Origin of the sequence: Agrobacterium sp. NPDC090273, assembly GCF_044772305.1 — a bacterium.
GTDB lineage: Bacteria > Pseudomonadota > Alphaproteobacteria > Rhizobiales > Rhizobiaceae > Agrobacterium.
Map to the genome: position 1 here is coordinate 295205 of NZ_JBIVYN010000005.1, position 15113 is coordinate 310317.

15 protein-coding genes are annotated in these 15113 nt (G+C 56.5%); 10 read left to right on the forward strand and 5 right to left on the reverse strand.

Annotation, left to right across the window (positions count from 1 at the left end):
- Window positions 1-49 precede the first annotated feature (49 nt).
- From ACIQT8_RS15790 to ACIQT8_RS15800, 3 genes are all read right to left on the reverse strand, one after another.
- Complete coding sequence (locus ACIQT8_RS15790; protein WP_138794258.1) at window positions 50-970, reverse strand: DMT family transporter; 921 nt, start codon at window positions 968-970, stop codon at window positions 50-52.
- Between the two features lie 126 nt (window positions 971-1096).
- Window positions 1097-1978 (reverse strand): LysR family transcriptional regulator, encoded by an 882-nt coding sequence (locus ACIQT8_RS15795; RefSeq protein WP_400966905.1) that lies wholly within the window; start codon window positions 1976-1978, stop codon window positions 1097-1099.
- The gene (locus tag ACIQT8_RS15800; protein ID WP_400966908.1) at window positions 1975-2289 is read right to left on the reverse strand and encodes a putative quinol monooxygenase; all 315 of its coding nucleotides are present in this window, start codon (window positions 2287-2289) and stop codon (window positions 1975-1977) included. The genes ACIQT8_RS15795 and ACIQT8_RS15800 overlap by 4 nt, the downstream gene beginning before the upstream one ends.
- A gap of 150 nt (window positions 2290-2439) precedes the next feature.
- On the opposite strand from ACIQT8_RS15800, the gene ACIQT8_RS15805 reads away from it, so the two are divergent.
- The 3 genes from ACIQT8_RS15805 to ACIQT8_RS15815 all read left to right on the forward strand — a co-directional run bounded on the left by ACIQT8_RS15805 (window position 2440) and on the right by ACIQT8_RS15815 (window position 6284).
- Window positions 2440-3936: a CoA-acylating methylmalonate-semialdehyde dehydrogenase gene (locus ACIQT8_RS15805; RefSeq protein WP_262523826.1), complete on the forward strand. Its 1497-nt coding sequence runs from the start codon at window positions 2440-2442 to the stop codon at window positions 3934-3936.
- Window positions 3937-4153: 217 nt separating this feature from the next.
- Window positions 4154-5224 (forward strand): YjgN family protein, encoded by a 1071-nt coding sequence (locus ACIQT8_RS15810; protein ID WP_400966911.1) that lies wholly within the window; start codon window positions 4154-4156, stop codon window positions 5222-5224.
- Window positions 5214-6284, forward strand: a complete 1071-nt coding sequence (locus tag ACIQT8_RS15815) for a M48 family metallopeptidase (RefSeq protein WP_400966914.1) — start codon at window positions 5214-5216, stop codon at window positions 6282-6284. The genes ACIQT8_RS15810 and ACIQT8_RS15815 overlap by 11 nt, the downstream gene beginning before the upstream one ends.
- 49 nt (window positions 6285-6333) lie before the next feature.
- On the opposite strand, the gene ACIQT8_RS15820 is transcribed toward ACIQT8_RS15815, so the two are convergent.
- Window positions 6334-7383, reverse strand: coding sequence for a Fe(3+) ABC transporter substrate-binding protein (locus ACIQT8_RS15820; RefSeq protein ID WP_400966917.1), 1050 nt, complete (start codon window positions 7381-7383; stop codon window positions 6334-6336).
- Window positions 7384-7555: 172 nt separating this feature from the next.
- On the opposite strand from ACIQT8_RS15820, the gene rirA reads away from it, so the two are divergent.
- From rirA to ACIQT8_RS15855, 7 genes are all read left to right on the forward strand, one after another.
- Window positions 7556-8026: an iron-responsive transcriptional regulator RirA gene (gene rirA, locus ACIQT8_RS15825; protein WP_138794251.1), complete on the forward strand. Its 471-nt coding sequence runs from the start codon at window positions 7556-7558 to the stop codon at window positions 8024-8026.
- A 170-nt stretch (window positions 8027-8196) separates the two neighbouring features.
- The gene (locus ACIQT8_RS15830; protein ID WP_400966920.1) at window positions 8197-9240 is read left to right on the forward strand and encodes an AbrB family transcriptional regulator; all 1044 of its coding nucleotides are present in this window, start codon (window positions 8197-8199) and stop codon (window positions 9238-9240) included.
- Window positions 9241-9392: 152 nt separating this feature from the next.
- Window positions 9393-10304 carry an ABC transporter substrate-binding protein gene (locus ACIQT8_RS15835; RefSeq protein ID WP_400966923.1) on the forward strand — a complete coding sequence of 304 codons (912 nt, stop codon included), beginning with the start codon at window positions 9393-9395 and terminating at the stop codon, window positions 10302-10304.
- Between the two features lie 33 nt (window positions 10305-10337).
- The gene (locus ACIQT8_RS15840; RefSeq protein WP_400966925.1) at window positions 10338-11504 is read left to right on the forward strand and encodes an ABC transporter permease; all 1167 of its coding nucleotides are present in this window, start codon (window positions 10338-10340) and stop codon (window positions 11502-11504) included.
- Window positions 11501-12439, forward strand: a complete 939-nt coding sequence (locus ACIQT8_RS15845) for an ABC transporter ATP-binding protein (RefSeq protein WP_400966928.1) — start codon at window positions 11501-11503, stop codon at window positions 12437-12439. Before ACIQT8_RS15840 ends, ACIQT8_RS15845 begins: the two co-directional genes overlap by 4 nt.
- Window positions 12436-13179: an ABC transporter permease gene (locus tag ACIQT8_RS15850; protein WP_400966931.1), complete on the forward strand. Its 744-nt coding sequence runs from the start codon at window positions 12436-12438 to the stop codon at window positions 13177-13179. Before ACIQT8_RS15845 ends, ACIQT8_RS15850 begins: the two co-directional genes overlap by 4 nt.
- A 147-nt stretch (window positions 13180-13326) precedes the next feature.
- Window positions 13327-13815 carry a gluconokinase gene (locus tag ACIQT8_RS15855; RefSeq protein WP_400967189.1) on the forward strand — a complete coding sequence of 163 codons (489 nt, stop codon included), beginning with the start codon at window positions 13327-13329 and terminating at the stop codon, window positions 13813-13815.
- Here the strand turns inward: ACIQT8_RS15855 and ACIQT8_RS15860 are convergent.
- Window positions 13812-15113 (reverse strand): NAD(P)/FAD-dependent oxidoreductase, encoded by a 1302-nt coding sequence (locus tag ACIQT8_RS15860; RefSeq protein ID WP_400966933.1) that lies wholly within the window; start codon window positions 15111-15113, stop codon window positions 13812-13814. The two genes, ACIQT8_RS15855 and ACIQT8_RS15860, sit on opposite strands and share 4 nt — an antisense overlap.

Sequence of the window (15113 nt, forward strand, 5' to 3'; positions counted from 1 at the left end):
TTCCCAGCGTAAAGTTCCAACCGGGGACACCACAACGGGCATAGACAATCTATTCCGCCGCGATACGATCTTCGGCCTGACGGCGGCGCTTGAGCGTATTTTCGCGAAAGAAAATATAGAGTCCAGACAAAACGATCAATCCGGCACCGGCAACGATGCTTGCCTGCGGCACATCACCGAAGAACATCCAGCCGAAGATGACCGCCCACAGCAACAGGGTATATTGCAGCGGCGCGACCGTGGCCGCATCGGCGAGCTTCAAGGCGCGGTTGACGAGCACGTGGGCAGTCATGGCCACAACGCCCAGCATGCAAAGCAGGGAAAGATCGAAAGCAGACTGAATGGGCGCCCATCCGGACGGAGCGGCGGCGACGGCCACCACTGCGGCAACGGCTGCGCCGACGATCTGCCAGAATGCCAGAACTGTATCGGGCGTATTGCGAAGCTGGCGGCCTGATAACATCATGAACGCGAATGCCGCACTGCCCAGAATTGAAAAAAGAGCCGCCGAGGTCAGGCTTGCCGAACTTGGTTTCAACGCAATCACGACACCGACAAAACCGATAGCAATCGCGGTCCAGCGGCGCCAGCCGACCTTTTCGCCCAACAGAAACGGCGACAGAGCCGCGACATAGATCGGCGCTGCGAGCCAATAGGTCATGACGTCGGCAAGTGGCAAAGCCTTGACGGCAAAATAGAAACAGAAAAGCTCAGCGGTTGAAAAGAAGACACGAGCAGCCTGAAGAGAGGGGCGCTCGACTTTTACCACACTGGCGAGGCCGCCCCGCCAAAGGATCGGAACCAAGATGACGAGTGCCGCAGCGCTTCTGATGAGCACCACTTGCCCCAGACTATAGGTCGCGACCAACCACTTCCCCATCGCATCATTCAACGCGAAAAGCAGCATTCCAAGCAGCATGACGGCCACGCCGAGACCAGTCGGCGAGAGCTTTCGAAGTATATTCGGCATTTCAGTTCCTGATGTCTCCCAATGGCAGCATTGGTCGTTCAGGCGACGGCCACTGTCAAGTCCGGTGCGAGCGCCTTCCGGCAATAATCATACAATTAGGCTCGCCGAATCTGTTCCGTGTGGATTTCAGGCAAAAATCCGTCGTTCTGCAGCAACCAACTCCTGGAGAAAATCAACCACTGTCCGTACCCGAACAAGTTGGCGCGCAGATTCGTGATACGCGGTCCAATAGGCACGACTGATGCCGATCTCGGGCAATATCCGTATCAACTCTGGATATTGCCCGGCGATATAGTTGTGCAGGATACCGATCCCCGCTCCCGAACGCACAGCCTCTGTCTGGCCGATAGCGCTGGAGATTTCGAACGTCGCATCCCAGTCCCGCATGATTTCGCCGGTATAGTTCAACGACGGCGAAAAGATCAGATCTTCCACGTAGCCGATGCGGCGATGCTGCTTGAGGGCTTCGACATCTTGAGGAGTACCGTATTCTTCGAGATAGACCTTCGAGGCATAAAGCCCGAGCGAATAATCGGTCAGTTTCGACTGCACCAATCTGCCCTGATCCGGCCGTTCAATCGTGATGGCAATGTCCGCTTCTCGCTGCGAAAGGGAAAAGGAGCGCGGCACCGGCACAAGCTGGATCTTGAGATCGGGATAACGCGCTGTCAGCCGACCGAGCCTTGGCGCAAGAAAAGAAACGCCCAGACCATCCGGTGCACCAATGCGCACGGTTCCCGCCACGGCGGTATCAACACGGCCAAGGCTTGCTTGCGCATTGAGCATTTCGGTTTCCATGCGCTCTGCAGAGCCAAGAAAACGCTGCCCCTCCTCCGTCAACTCGCAGCCGTTCGTCCGGCGAATAAAAAGCCGGGTTTTCAGCGCCTCTTCCAGTGAGGTCAATCGCCGGGACAAGGTTGCATGGTTGAGCCCCAGCCGTTTCGATGCGGCAAGGATCTGTCCTGTCCGGGCAACAGCAAGAAATATACGGACATCATCCCAGTTCATGGCTTGCTTCGCATGATGACGGGGTCAACCTCGACTAGGGTCAGAGAGGTAACCATGCCTGCTACCGCATCCTTGTATTTCAGGAAATGCGGCGTCCTTAGGTGGGCCTCGTATGCTGCCTGGCTCGCATAGACCTCAAGGATACGGATTTTTCCTGGACTGCCTTTGAGGGCGACAGCGTTCAATGCCAGCACGCCATCCTCCCGGCTGACTGAAGCCTCGATTTCTTCGGCAAGCAAGCTGCGATAGGCGTCGATATGCAATGGATCGATTTCGATCTCGGCCATTCGCACCACTGGTTCATCCTGCATCGGTCCTGACCCTCCTGACCGCCATGACCGACGTTCGGTCGACATCGCCGTGCTTTAATTTACGCACAACGGTTTCTTATCTGAGTTCATTGATTTGTACAAATTGAAGTGCAATGGTTCCGCCACCACAAAATTCCGGAGGAAAGCCCCATGAAGGAAATCGGTCATTTCATCGACGGCAAGCACGTGCCCGGCACCAGCGGCCGCACGTCGAACGTTTACAACCCGGCAACCGGCGAAGTGCAGGCGACTGTCGCTCTTGCCAGCGATGCCGAACTGCGTGCCGCGGTCGAAAGCGCCAAGAAGGCGCAGCCGAAGTGGGCCGCGACCAATCCGCAGCGCCGTGCCCGCGTGTTCTTCAAGTTCGTCGAACTCCTGAACCAGAACATGGACGAACTGGCCGTTCTTCTGTCGAGCGAACACGGCAAGACGGTGGAAGATTCCAAGGGCGACATCGTTCGCGGCCTTGAGGTTTGCGAATTCGTCTGCGGCATTCCGCATCTGCAAAAGGGGGAATTCACCGAGGGTGCTGGTCCGGCAATCGACATGTATTCGATCCGCCAGCCTGTCGGTATCGGTGCCGGCATCACGCCATTCAACTTCCCCGGCATGATCCCGATGTGGATGTTTGCGCCTGCTATCGCCTGCGGAAACGCCTTCATCCTCAAGCCATCCGAACGCGATCCATCGCTGCCCATCCGACTTGCCGAACTGATGATTGAAGCAGGTCTTCCGGCTGGCATCCTCAATGTCGTCAACGGCGATAAGGGTGCCGTCGATGCGATCCTGACGGACCCGGATATCGGCGCCGTCTCCTTTGTCGGTTCGACGCCGATTGCCCGTTACGTCTACGGCACGGCTGCGATGAATGGCAAGCGCGCTCAGTGCTTCGGTGGTGCCAAGAACCACATGATCATCATGCCGGACGCGGATCTTGATCAGGCCGTCAACGCGCTGATGGGCGCTGGTTACGGCTCCGCGGGCGAGCGTTGCATGGCCGTTTCCGTCGCCGTTCCTGTCGGCGAGGAAACTGCAAATCGCCTCGTCGAGAAGCTTATTCCGCAGATCGAGGCGTTGAAGATCGGTCCCTATACCGACGACAAGGCCGACATGGGTCCGCTGGTAACCAAAGAAGCCCAGACCCGCGTCAAGGGTCTTATCGACAGCGGTGTGGAACAGGGTGCAAAACTGCTGGTCGATGGTCGCGACTTCAAGCTGCAGGGTTATGAAGACGGTTACTTCGTCGGTGGCTGCCTCTTCGACCACGTCACACCCGACATGGACATCTACAAGACGGAAATCTTCGGACCGGTTCTCTCCGTCGTTCGTGCCAAGAACTACGAAGATGCACTCGAACTGCCGATGAAGCACGAATATGGCAACGGTGTCGCCATCTTCACCCGTGACGGCGATGCGGCCCGCGACTTCGCAAGCCGTGTCAATATCGGCATGATCGGCATCAACGTGCCGATCCCGGTTCCGCTGGCATATCACTCCTTCGGCGGCTGGAAGGCTTCAAGCTTCGGTGACCTCAACCAGCACGGTACCGATTCGATCAAGTTCTGGACAAAAACCAAGACGATCACCTCGCGTTGGCCTTCCGGCATCAAGTCGGGTGCGGAATTTGTCATGCCGACGATGAAATAAGCACAACTGCAATTGTTATCTACGCTGAAGCCCTGCCTCACGGCGGGGCTTTTTGCTGCAAACAAGACAAAAAAACTCACATTTTCCGAAAAATAATTCCACTTAAAGCTGTTTTGATATAGCTGTCGCGTTCGAGGTGTGGGGACACCGAGAGACGGGAACACTTTGATTATTTGATTTGATGTGCCTGGAGAGGGGCATGTGAAGAGGGACTCACATGAGCGATATTGCCGTAGCAACGGATACGCGCGCCTATGAGCGCGGAGTCTTCAAGGGAAATGCCGGAGAGTATTTCGGAATCTGGATCGTCAACATTCTGCTGACGATCATAACCATTGGCATCTACTCGGCCTGGGCAAAGGTCCGTCGCAAACGCTATTTCAATGGAAGCACTGAACTGGCCGGACGTGCCTTCGGTTACCACGCAACAGGCGGGCAGATCTTCAAAGGGCGACTGATCGCTTTTGCGTTCATCATCGTCATGCAAATCTTTGCAACGCTTCTGCCGGTTCTCGCCTTCATCCCGGCCATTCTTTTCGTGGCCTTCTTGCCATGGCTTGTCATGCGCAGCATTCGTTTCAACGCGCGTGTAACAAGTTATCGCAACGTACGTTTCGATTTTGCCGGCAAGACAGGCGGCGCGTTCGTTTCCGTCGTACTCGGCGGCTTCGTGGCCTTTATCTCTTTTGGCATTCTGGCACCGCTGGCGAGCCGTTGGGTTAATCGCTACGTTTTCGGCAACCTTCGCTACGGCGACCGGCCGTTCAGTGCCGACCCGAAAATTGGCGCGCTCTATCGCGTCTGGATCATTCCGGCCATCATGGTTGTTGTCGGCGGCACAGTGTTCAGCTTCCTGGGCTTGGCAATCTTTGCAGCCAACAGCGCGCTCGCCGATGACGAGACTACAGCCATCACCATGGCGCTTGGCTCTCTGTACATCGGCCTGTTCGGCGCTTTCCTGGTCTACGGCCTTGCTGGCATCGTCTATCGGGCCGGCGTACGCAACGTCGTGATCTCGTCTATGCTTCTCGATGGAAAACACCGACTCCTCAGCGATGTAAACCGTGGCCGTTATCTCTGGATCGTTGTCTCCAACCTCGTTCTCAGCGTCATCACCCTTGGTCTGATGCGTCCCTGGGCTGCGGTTCGTGAAGCACGTTACAGTGTCGAGCACACGGGGATCCATTTTGATGGCAACATGGGCGAGGTTCTATCTTCGATCGAAGCGACGGGCGCTGCCGTCAGCGCCGAATATATGGATATGGAAGGCTTCGAGTTTGGTTTCTGATACCGGAGAAACCGTTTCGGGCGAGTGGCATGCCGCTCGCTCGAATGTTTCGAGTGCTGCCAGGCTGAAGCTTGGCGGTACTATTCTTCTCGTCCTCGACGGCAAAGATGGCCATACAAGGACACAGGCGGAGATTGGTTCGGTGGAGATCAGCCACCGGATTGGAGCAATCCCGCGCGAGTTGCATTTCCCGGATGGATCGCTGTTCGAAACCTCCGACAACGACGGGATAGACCGTCTGCTGCAGGGCTACATCACAAAGCGTTCCGGGCTGGTAAACTGGCTGGAGCAATTCCGCCTGCGGCTGGTGGGGATCACTCTGTGCGCAGTGCTTCTCGCTTATGGAACCTACAAGCTTGCACTGCCGGCCATGGTGGAAGTGGCAGTTGCCGTCACCCCGCCCATTGTCCCACAGATCATGTCTTCCAGTACACTGGAAGCGCTAGACAGGACGGTCTTTTCCGAAAGCGCACTGCCGGTGGAAAAGCAGGACAGGATAAGGGCCGAATTCGCACGGATCGCAACGCATGCGGAAGGTTCGCCTAAAACCTACAAGCTGAATTTCAGAGATGGCGGCTATATCGGCCCGAACGCATTCGCGCTGCCGGACGGCACGATCGTTCTCACCGACGAACTGGTTGAACTGGCCGGCGACGACACGCAAATGATCACCGGCGTCCTCGCCCACGAAATAGGCCATGTGGAATATGAACATAGCCTTCGTCAGCTGTATCGGGCCGCCGGCGTTGCAGGTCTCGTGATGCTGGTCGCCGGCGACGTCGGATCTGCAATGGAGGATATTCTGACGCAGGGCGGTGGTCTTCTGGCACTTTCCCATTCACGCGATGCAGAACATCAGGCCGACCGACGTTCAGTGGAGCTGATGCGTGCAGCAGGACTGGACGCCACCGCCATCGAACGCTTCTTCGCGATCCTTGAGGAAAAACTGGGCGACAAGGATGGCACCACCATCATCTCCACCCATCCCGGAACGCCGGAAAGGCGAAAGGCTATCCTCGACTACAACGCCTCGCTGGACAGCAAACCGGCTGGCGAGTGAATCATCTTCGCGAGCGCCGCCTCCACACCGGGAAGCGCTTGCGAAATCATCAGTTCGCCGGCCCTTCGTTGAAGCCCACCTCATCCACCAGTTCGGAAGCCTCCTTGCGGTGCGCGGCAATGTCCGTCAACGACAGCTTGTCGGGGTTGATGGGTCCGAAACCCTTCACCACATCGGAAGGCTCGGCACCGGGCAGAACAGGATACTCGAAGACTTGCTGCGCGTAGATTTCCTGGGCTTCACGCGAGGCGAGAAACTCCATCAACTTCAATGCATTGTCTTTGTTGGGCGCGTATTTCGTCATCGACATTCCGGAAATGTTGACATGCGTGCCGCGATCACCAGCATTGGGGAACATGACGCGCACTGAACCTGCCCATTCCTTTTCTTCCGGTTCCCGGTCATTGGTCAGCATCAGCCCGACGTAATAGGTGTTGCCCAGTGCAATATCGCACTCACCAGCAAAGATCGACTTGGCCTGGGTGCGATCCGTTCCGTCCGGTTTGCGAGCCAGATTATTCTTCAGGCCCGTGAGCCAGGTTCGCGTGTACTCGACGCCATGATGGGCAATCATCGAGGCAAACAAGGCGATATTGTAGGAGTGCTGGCCGTCGCGGATACAGATTTTGCCTTTCCACTTCGGGTCGGCAAGCTCTTCATAGGTAATGTCTTTTTGCGCAACACGCTCTTTCGAGGCATAGACGACACGACCACGTGTCGTCAGCCCGAACCACTCTCCTTGCGGATCGCGCAGGTTCGCCGGGATATCCTTTTCAATGACCGGATCATTCAACACCGGTTGCGTCACGCCACCCTCTTTGGCCTCGACCAGCCGGGCAATATCAACCGTCAAAAGCACGTCCGCGGGCGAGTTGACCCCTTCAGCCTGTATCCGTTCAACGAGCCCCTTATCGAGAAAAAGGACATTCGTCTCTATGCCCGTTTCCTTCGTGAACGCGTCGAGGAGTGGCTGAATCAATTCCGGCTGGCGATAGGAGTAAACATTGACCTCCCCTTCGGCAAAAGCTGTCGTAGCCATCGATAACGCAGCAAGACTCACAAAAACGGCACCGGGAAAACGGGATTTCATGCTTGCCATTGAGTTCGTCTCCATTAAAGTCCGATTCTTGAGTTTTCTGTTCATGAATCTGCGGAACCGTCAACAATTCAGTTCGCGAAATCCCGAACAGATGAGATTTTTTCAGTTTCTGGAATTGTTCTAAACTGAAAAAGAGACTATATAACTCCACATTGAGAGTTAGGAGACCAGCATGCGCTTGACCAAACAGACCAACTATGCCGTTCGCATGTTGATGTATTGCGCCGCAAACGAAGGCCATCTGAGTCGCATTCCGGAAATCGCCAGAGCCTATGGCGTGTCGGAGCTGTTCCTTTTCAAAATTCTTCAGCCGCTGAACAAGGCTGGGCTGGTTGAGACCGTCCGTGGCCGTAATGGTGGCGTGAGACTGGGCAAGCCTGCCGACAAGATCAGCCTGTTTGACGTTGTCAAAGTGACAGAAGACAGCTTCGCCATGGCGGAATGCTTCGAGGATGGCGCCGTCGAGTGTCCACTTGTTGACAGCTGCGGCTTGAACTCGGCGCTGCGCAAGGCACTCAACGCCTTCTTCGACGTCCTGACCGAATATTCCATCGACGATCTCGTCAAGGCCCGTCCGCAGATCAACTTCCTGCTCGGCCTCGACACGGAAATGCCGCGCACGGCTTCTCTTCCCGCAGCCTAATTCGTCAAGTTCAAGATACGATCTTACTTGGAACCCGCAACGCCACGTTGCGGGTTTCTTTATGTGACTGCCTCTCCAGGTCCATTATTTTTCCCGCGACGTGTTGACGTCTCAAGCCGAAACGGCGCATGTGGGATTGAGCTTCCCAAGCAATTTCCATTCGCGTTGCAATGATAATCAAGCCGGAATTCCATACATTTTTGCTGACGGCCATCATCGGTAGCATTGGAGCATTTATTGCCAGTCTGCTCGGCATACCGGCACCGTTTCTGTCAGGGCCGGCAGTTGCCGTGACCCTGTCGGGGCTTTCGGGTTTGAAGCTCGGCATCCCCTCCTATATCCGCAACGCCTGTTTTGTCGTCGTTGGCATCTCGATGGGAACCAGCGTTACGCCTTCCGTGATTGACGCGGCAAAGACCTGGCCCATCAGCTTTGTGGTGGTACTCGTCGCCGTCGTCATCATGCTCTACGTCGCCTACTGGATTTTGCATTACGGCTTCGGTTATGACCGGACCACGGCAATGCTTGGCGCCTCCCCAGGTCATCTCAGTTACATCATCAGTCTCAGCGCCGACACCAAGAGCGATCTCGCTACCGTCAGCATCGTACAGAGCGTGCGGGTATTGGCGCTGACGTTGTCGGTGCCGCTGATTGTCGAATATTTCAACCTCGTCAGCACCGAACCGCCAATCATCAACCCACCGATGGGCCTTGTGACATTGGTGTTGACGATTATCGCCTCTCTGGCGATGGGTCTGCTCTTCCTGCGCTTGCGGTTTCCAGCGGCCTTGCTTCTTGGCGGTGTTGCCGTTTCCATCAGTTCGCACATCACCGGCTTTACAGAGGGTGGTGTTCCAAACTGGTTGAGCCTTCCGGTCTACGTTCTCATCGGCTGTCTTATCGGAACGCGGTTTTCCAATGTGTCACTCATGGATGTGCGCAAAGGGTTCATCGCAGGCCTTGTCGTCACGATCGCCGTGATGTTCATCGCTGGCGTCATTGCCTGGATGATTTCCAACATAACAGGCGTACCGCTGAATGCAGTGATGATTGCCTATTCCCCGGGTGGCCTCGAAACCATGGCGGCAATGGCGGTGATGATGCATGCAGACACGGCCTATGTCGGCTCTCATCACGTCTTGCGGCTGCTCTTCCTGTCGGTTTTGATGCCGCTGGTGATGGGCAAGGATGCCCGTAACAAAGGCGATCTTTGACGGGCTCGCAGACGCGCAACCTCTGATCTCTGGATCGCAAAAAATCCGAAGCATTTCTGCAACCATTTTCCGCCTCGGCCGTTCTTGACCGTTGAGCCGGCGACATCGGCGGCTTTTGCGCGTCTGCAGATCGATCACCGGAGGAATTTTTCATGAGCCGCTTGAGGACCTTGACAGGCGCAGCAGTCGCCTTCGCCCTTTATGCTTCCATTGCCCAGGCCCAGGTCGTCGTTTCCTCCAAGATCGATACTGAAGGCGGTGTGTTGGGCAATATCATTCTGGCCGTCTTGAACCAGAACAACATCGAAACGACGGATCGTATTCAACTTGGCGCGACGCCCGTTGTTCGCAAGGCGATCACCGCCGGCGAGATCGATATCTACCCGGAGTACACCGGCAACGCTGCCTTCTTTTTCGAGAAGGCTGATGATCCGCTCTGGAAGGACGCAGGCAAAGCCTATCAGGAAGCCAAGACGCTCGATCTCGAGGCAAACAAGATCGTCTGGCTGACGCCATCGCCCGCCAACAACACCTGGGCAATTGCTATCCGCAAGGACGTTGCCGACAAGAACAACCTCAAGACACTGTCGGATTTCGGCAAGTATGTTGCAGATGGCGGCGAGGTGGTTCTGGCCGCCTCTTCGGAATTCGTCAACTCGGCTGCAGCGCTACCAGCCTTCCAGACCACCTATGGTTTCACCATGAAACCGGCGCAGCTCATCACACTTTCGGGTGGTGATACGGCGGCCACGATCGCGGCGGCTGCAAACCAGACCAACAACGCCAACGCCGCGATGGTTTATGGTACAGACGGCGGCATCGCACCATCCGGTCTTGTTGTGCTGGAAGACGACAAGCATGTTCAGCCCGTCTATCAACCCGCTCCCATCATTCGTGAAGAGGCTCTGAAGAAGAACCCGAATATCGAGGCACTGCTGAAGCCTGTATTCGAAAAACTGGATCTGGCAACATTGCAGGAACTGAATGGACGCGTGCAGGTGGGTGGTGAGCAGGCGAAAGCTGTAGCAATCGATTTCCTGACGAAAAACGGCTTCGTGAAATAACATCACATGAGTGACTGCAGAGGGAGGCAGCCTTTGACCAGACGGCCTGACAAAGTCGGCGTACTGATCTCGTGCCTCCTTTTCTATGCAGTCCTCTTCTCACCCTTCATGACGTTTCGTGCAAACCGCATTGTTGCCGGCGAAACGAAGACGATGTTCGAATCTCTTCCAACATGGGTGGCGGCAACGTTTCTCATCTTCACGCTGTTTGCCGGCGTCATTGCCTTCTTTCGCTCCCCTATAGTTCTGAGACTGGCAGTGTCTCTCATCGGTCTCGTCGCCGTTGCTATCGTCGCGGGTCTCGCGGCGACAACCCTCACACCCGATAACAATAGTTACGCTCGCGTTTCACCAGCCAGCGGCTTCTGGCTTCTTTTGACGGCTTTCCTGCTCCTCGCCACCGACGCGGTCGCGCGTCTGCAACCGAAACCACTGTTGCGGGTCGTCATGCTCGGAGGTGCACTCGCCGTTCTTGCAAGCGTGCTAGCGAGCGGTCTTTCGGATGATCTTTCCATTCTCAAGGAATATGCCAACCGTGCCGACATATTCTGGAGTGAGGCGATCAGACATGTGGAGCTTGCCTTGGGATCACTGTTTGCTGCCACCCTCATCGGAATTCCCATCGGCATCCTCTGTGCCAAAGTCGATCGGCTGCGACCGGCCGTGCTGAACGGGCTCAACATCGTCCAGACCATTCCGTCTATTGCTCTCTTCGGTATTCTTATCGCACCGCTCGGTTGGGTCGCCGCCAACGTTCCGGGTGCTTCAGCGATGGGAATTCGCGGTATCGGCATGGCGCCTGCCTTCGTGGCCTTGTTTCTCTATTCGCTCTTGCCGGTGGTCTCCAACACCGTTGTTGGCCTCGCGGGTGTGTCGCAGGCTGTTCAGGAGGCCGCACGCGGGCTCGGCATGACGACCCTGCAGCGACTGTTCCGCATCGAATTTCCCCTCGCCTTCCCCGTGATCCTGACAGGCATCCGCATCGTGCTGGTTCAGAACATTGGGCTCGCAACAATCGCTGCTCTGATCGGCGGCGGCGGCTTTGGCGTTTTCGTCTTTCAGGGAATCGGCCAGACTGCGATGGATCTGGTGCTGCTCGGGACAATTCCCACAGTCCTGCTTGGGCTGACAACGGCCATTGTGCTCGATGCGCTCATCGACAGCAATCTCTTCAGTGCAAGCAGAAAGCGTGAAGCATGATCGAGATCGAAAACATCACCAAACGATATGGCGGTGCTGCCGTGGTCGACGATGTATCGTTGGTCGTTGCTCCACGTACCGTGACAGTCATCGTCGGTACGTCCGGGTCTGGTAAAACCACGCTGCTGCGAATGATCAACAGACTGGTGGAGCCAAGTTCCGGGACTATCCGCATTGATGGAGATGATGTTGCCGGCATACCGGGTTTCAAGCTTCGCCGGCAGATCGGATATGCCATTCAGGGACACGGTCTGTTTCCACACCGCACGGTCGCTCAGAACATCGCAACCGTCCCTGAATTGATCGGCTGGGATAAAAAGCGGATCGATGCCAAAATCGAAGAGCTTATGCAGCTTTTCCAGCTCGAGCCCTCGCTCTATGCCAACCGATTTCCACATGAACTGTCAGGTGGGCAGCAGCAGCGTGTCGGTGTCGCCCGCGCACTTGCCGCTGAACCGAACATTCTGCTGATGGATGAACCTTTCGGTGCGCTCGATCCGGTCATCCGTGCCAAGGCGCAGATGGATCTTCTTGAGATTCAGAAAAAACTCGGCGTGACGATTGTACTTGTCACGCATGACATGGACGAAGCATTCCGGCTGGCCCAGCAGATCGTCGTGATGGACAAGGGCCATATCGTGCAGAGAGGGTCACCCGCCCAACTGGTTCTCGAGCCCGCAACGGATTTCGTTCGAACGATGATCGGCGAAAACGAGCGATCCCTGAAGCTGCTTTCCGTCCTGCCTGTTGCCGATATCATCGAGCCGGGCCATGCAGAAGGGCGCCCATTGAGCGCTCACGCCAATCAGCGCGACGCACTTTCCGCCATGCTGTGGGCGGGACTGGATGCCCTGCCGGTGCTTGACGATGATGGTAGAGCACTCGGTCGCGTGCGCCGCGACGTTCTCCTCCAGCGCGCCACTGGAGTTCCATGAACAGGGTCGGCGAATTTGTCATCAATGGACTACTTGTCGTGATGCTTGCCGTCTTCCTGGCATCACCGCAGCTTTTCGCACCTCTGTTTCAGCCACTCGTCCAGCCCAATGCGCCACCGATCTATGTGCAGGCCAGCCTCTTGTCGTTGACCTTCTCGCATCTGGAGATCGTCGCTATGGCTACGGCGCTTGCAACGTTGATCGCTGTGGCACTCGCCATCATCGTTACCCGGCCGTTTGGTGCAGCATTTCTGCCGCTCTCGCGCAGCATCGTCAATGTTGGACAGACCTTTCCGCCTGTCGCCGTCCTGGCGCTTGCCGTACCGATGATCGGCTTCGGCGAGAAGCCGACCCTCATCGCACTTTTCCTATATGCCCTACTTCCGGTTTTCGAAAATACGTTGACGGGGCTGACCGTACTCCCGCCAGCAGTCATGGATGCCGCCAAAGGCAGCGGCATGACGGGTTGGCAACGGCTCGTCAAAGTGGAATTGCCGCTCGCGCTTCCGGCCATCCTTGCGGGGATCAGACTTTCGGCCGTCATCAGCCTATCAACCGCAACCATCGGCTCGACCGTTGCTGCGCGGACACTTGGCGAAGTCATCATTGCCGGGCTGCAATCCAACAATCTGGCCTTTATCCTTCAGGGCGGATTGATCGTCGCGGCGCTGGCAATCCTGATCCATGCCGGCTTTTCTGCACTGGAGAAAACCGCATCCAGAAAGGCTGGATATCAGTGAGATCAGCCTTTCCGATTTCCCTGATCCCGCAGTGCGTTTGCTTGTCCTGATCCAACAGAACCGTTTCCCTCGAGCGAGAAATGCTCTAAGGGCTTGGCCATCGAAAACAGGAAATTCGAGGTTCGGGTGACACAGGCAATCGTTGTGATGGGAGTGAGCGGCTGCGGCAAGTCCACAGTCGGAGAGGCACTGGCCGAAAAACTGGGCATCGCTTTCATAGAAGGTGACAAGCTGCATCCGAAATCGAACGTCGACAAGATGTCCGCCGGCACACCTCTGACCGATGAAGATCGCTGGCCCTGGCTCGATCTCATTGGTGTGGAACTGCGCAAAGGTTATGAAGGCGCCGGTATCGTCGTCTCTTGCTCGGCGCTGAAAAAGATCTATCGCGACCGGCTTCGAGAAGCCTGCGACGGCAAGCTCGCTTTCGTCTATCTCGACGGCAGCCTCGAGTTGCTCAGCCGCCGCATGGGCGAGCGCAAGGGACATTTCATGCCGCTTTCACTGCTGCAGACCCAGCTTGCAACCCTGGAAGTTCCGACAGGCGAGCCCGGGGTGGTGACAGTCAGCATCGATGCGACACCGGACGAAATCGTCGAAAACGCCTTTTCCGGCCTGAAGGACGTTCGTTTCTAAAGCCCAAGCTTGTCTCTGAGCCCGTACCACCAGGCCCCGGCCACGGTGAGCGGTACGCGGAATGTCTTTCCGCCAGGAAACGGATAATTCGGCAAGGAACTCCACACATCAAAACGTTCGGCGTGGCCTGCAACGGCCTCGCCGAGTATCTTGCCGAGCAAATGCGTGGTCGTGACGCCGTGACCACTGTCGCCGTGCGAGAAATAGACGCTGTCGGAAAGCTTGCCCATATGCGGGATGCGCGTCAGCGTCAGCGCGAAATTGCCGCTCCAGGCAAAATCGATTTTCGTCTTCGCCAGTTGCGGGAAGGTCTTCAGCATGTTGGGCCTGATAACACCGGTCAGGTCAGCCGGATCGCTTCCACCATAACCAATGCCGCCGCCATAGAGCAGACGATTATCGGACGTGCGGCGATAATAATCGAGAATGTAGTTGGCATCTTCGACGCAATAATTTGCCGGCAAAAGGCTTTCAATCAACTGCGGATCTAGCGGCTCGGTTGCCATGACCTGGCTTGAGACGGGCATCATACGATCCCCGATCTCCGGCAGAAGCGTGCCAAGATAGGCATTGCCGCACACAAGCACGTATTTCACCTTGACGCTGCCAGTCGCGGTGCGAACAACGGGGCTCTCACCCTCTTCGACTGAAATAACCCGCGAATTTTCGAAGATCCGTGCGCCGAGGCTTTCGGCAGCGGCAGCCTCTCCCTGCACCAGATTGAGCGGATGAATGTGACCGCCAAAGCGATCAATCATTCCGCCCGCATAACGGTCCGTCTCCACGTATTTGCCGACATCAGCCTTGGACACCATTTCCAGGCCACCGTGTCCGTGTTTTTCCCAATGCGCCTTATGGGCTTCCATCTCGCGGACCTGCTTGGGCGTGAAGGCCGCGAAGAAACCTCCATCGACAAGATCGCAATCAATCGCATATTTCTTGACGCGCTCACGGATGATGGCGCCACCTTCAAGCGACATCGCTCCGAGCTTCACAGCCTTTTCGCGACCGTAGCGTCCGGCGATGGTTTCAAGATCACGGCTATAGCCGTTGACGATCTGACCACCATTGCGACCCGAGGCGCCGAAACCGACCCGCACGCCTTCCAGCACAACCACGGAATACCCGCGCTCACTGAGTTCCAGCGCCGCGGAGATACCAGTGAAACCACCGCCAATGATGCAGACATCGGCATCCAGATGCCCTTCCAATGAAGGACGCACGGATTTCACGTTGGCTGAGGCCGCATACCAGGACGACGTATGACCGGGATTGGGAATTGGGGTGACCTCTGCCAT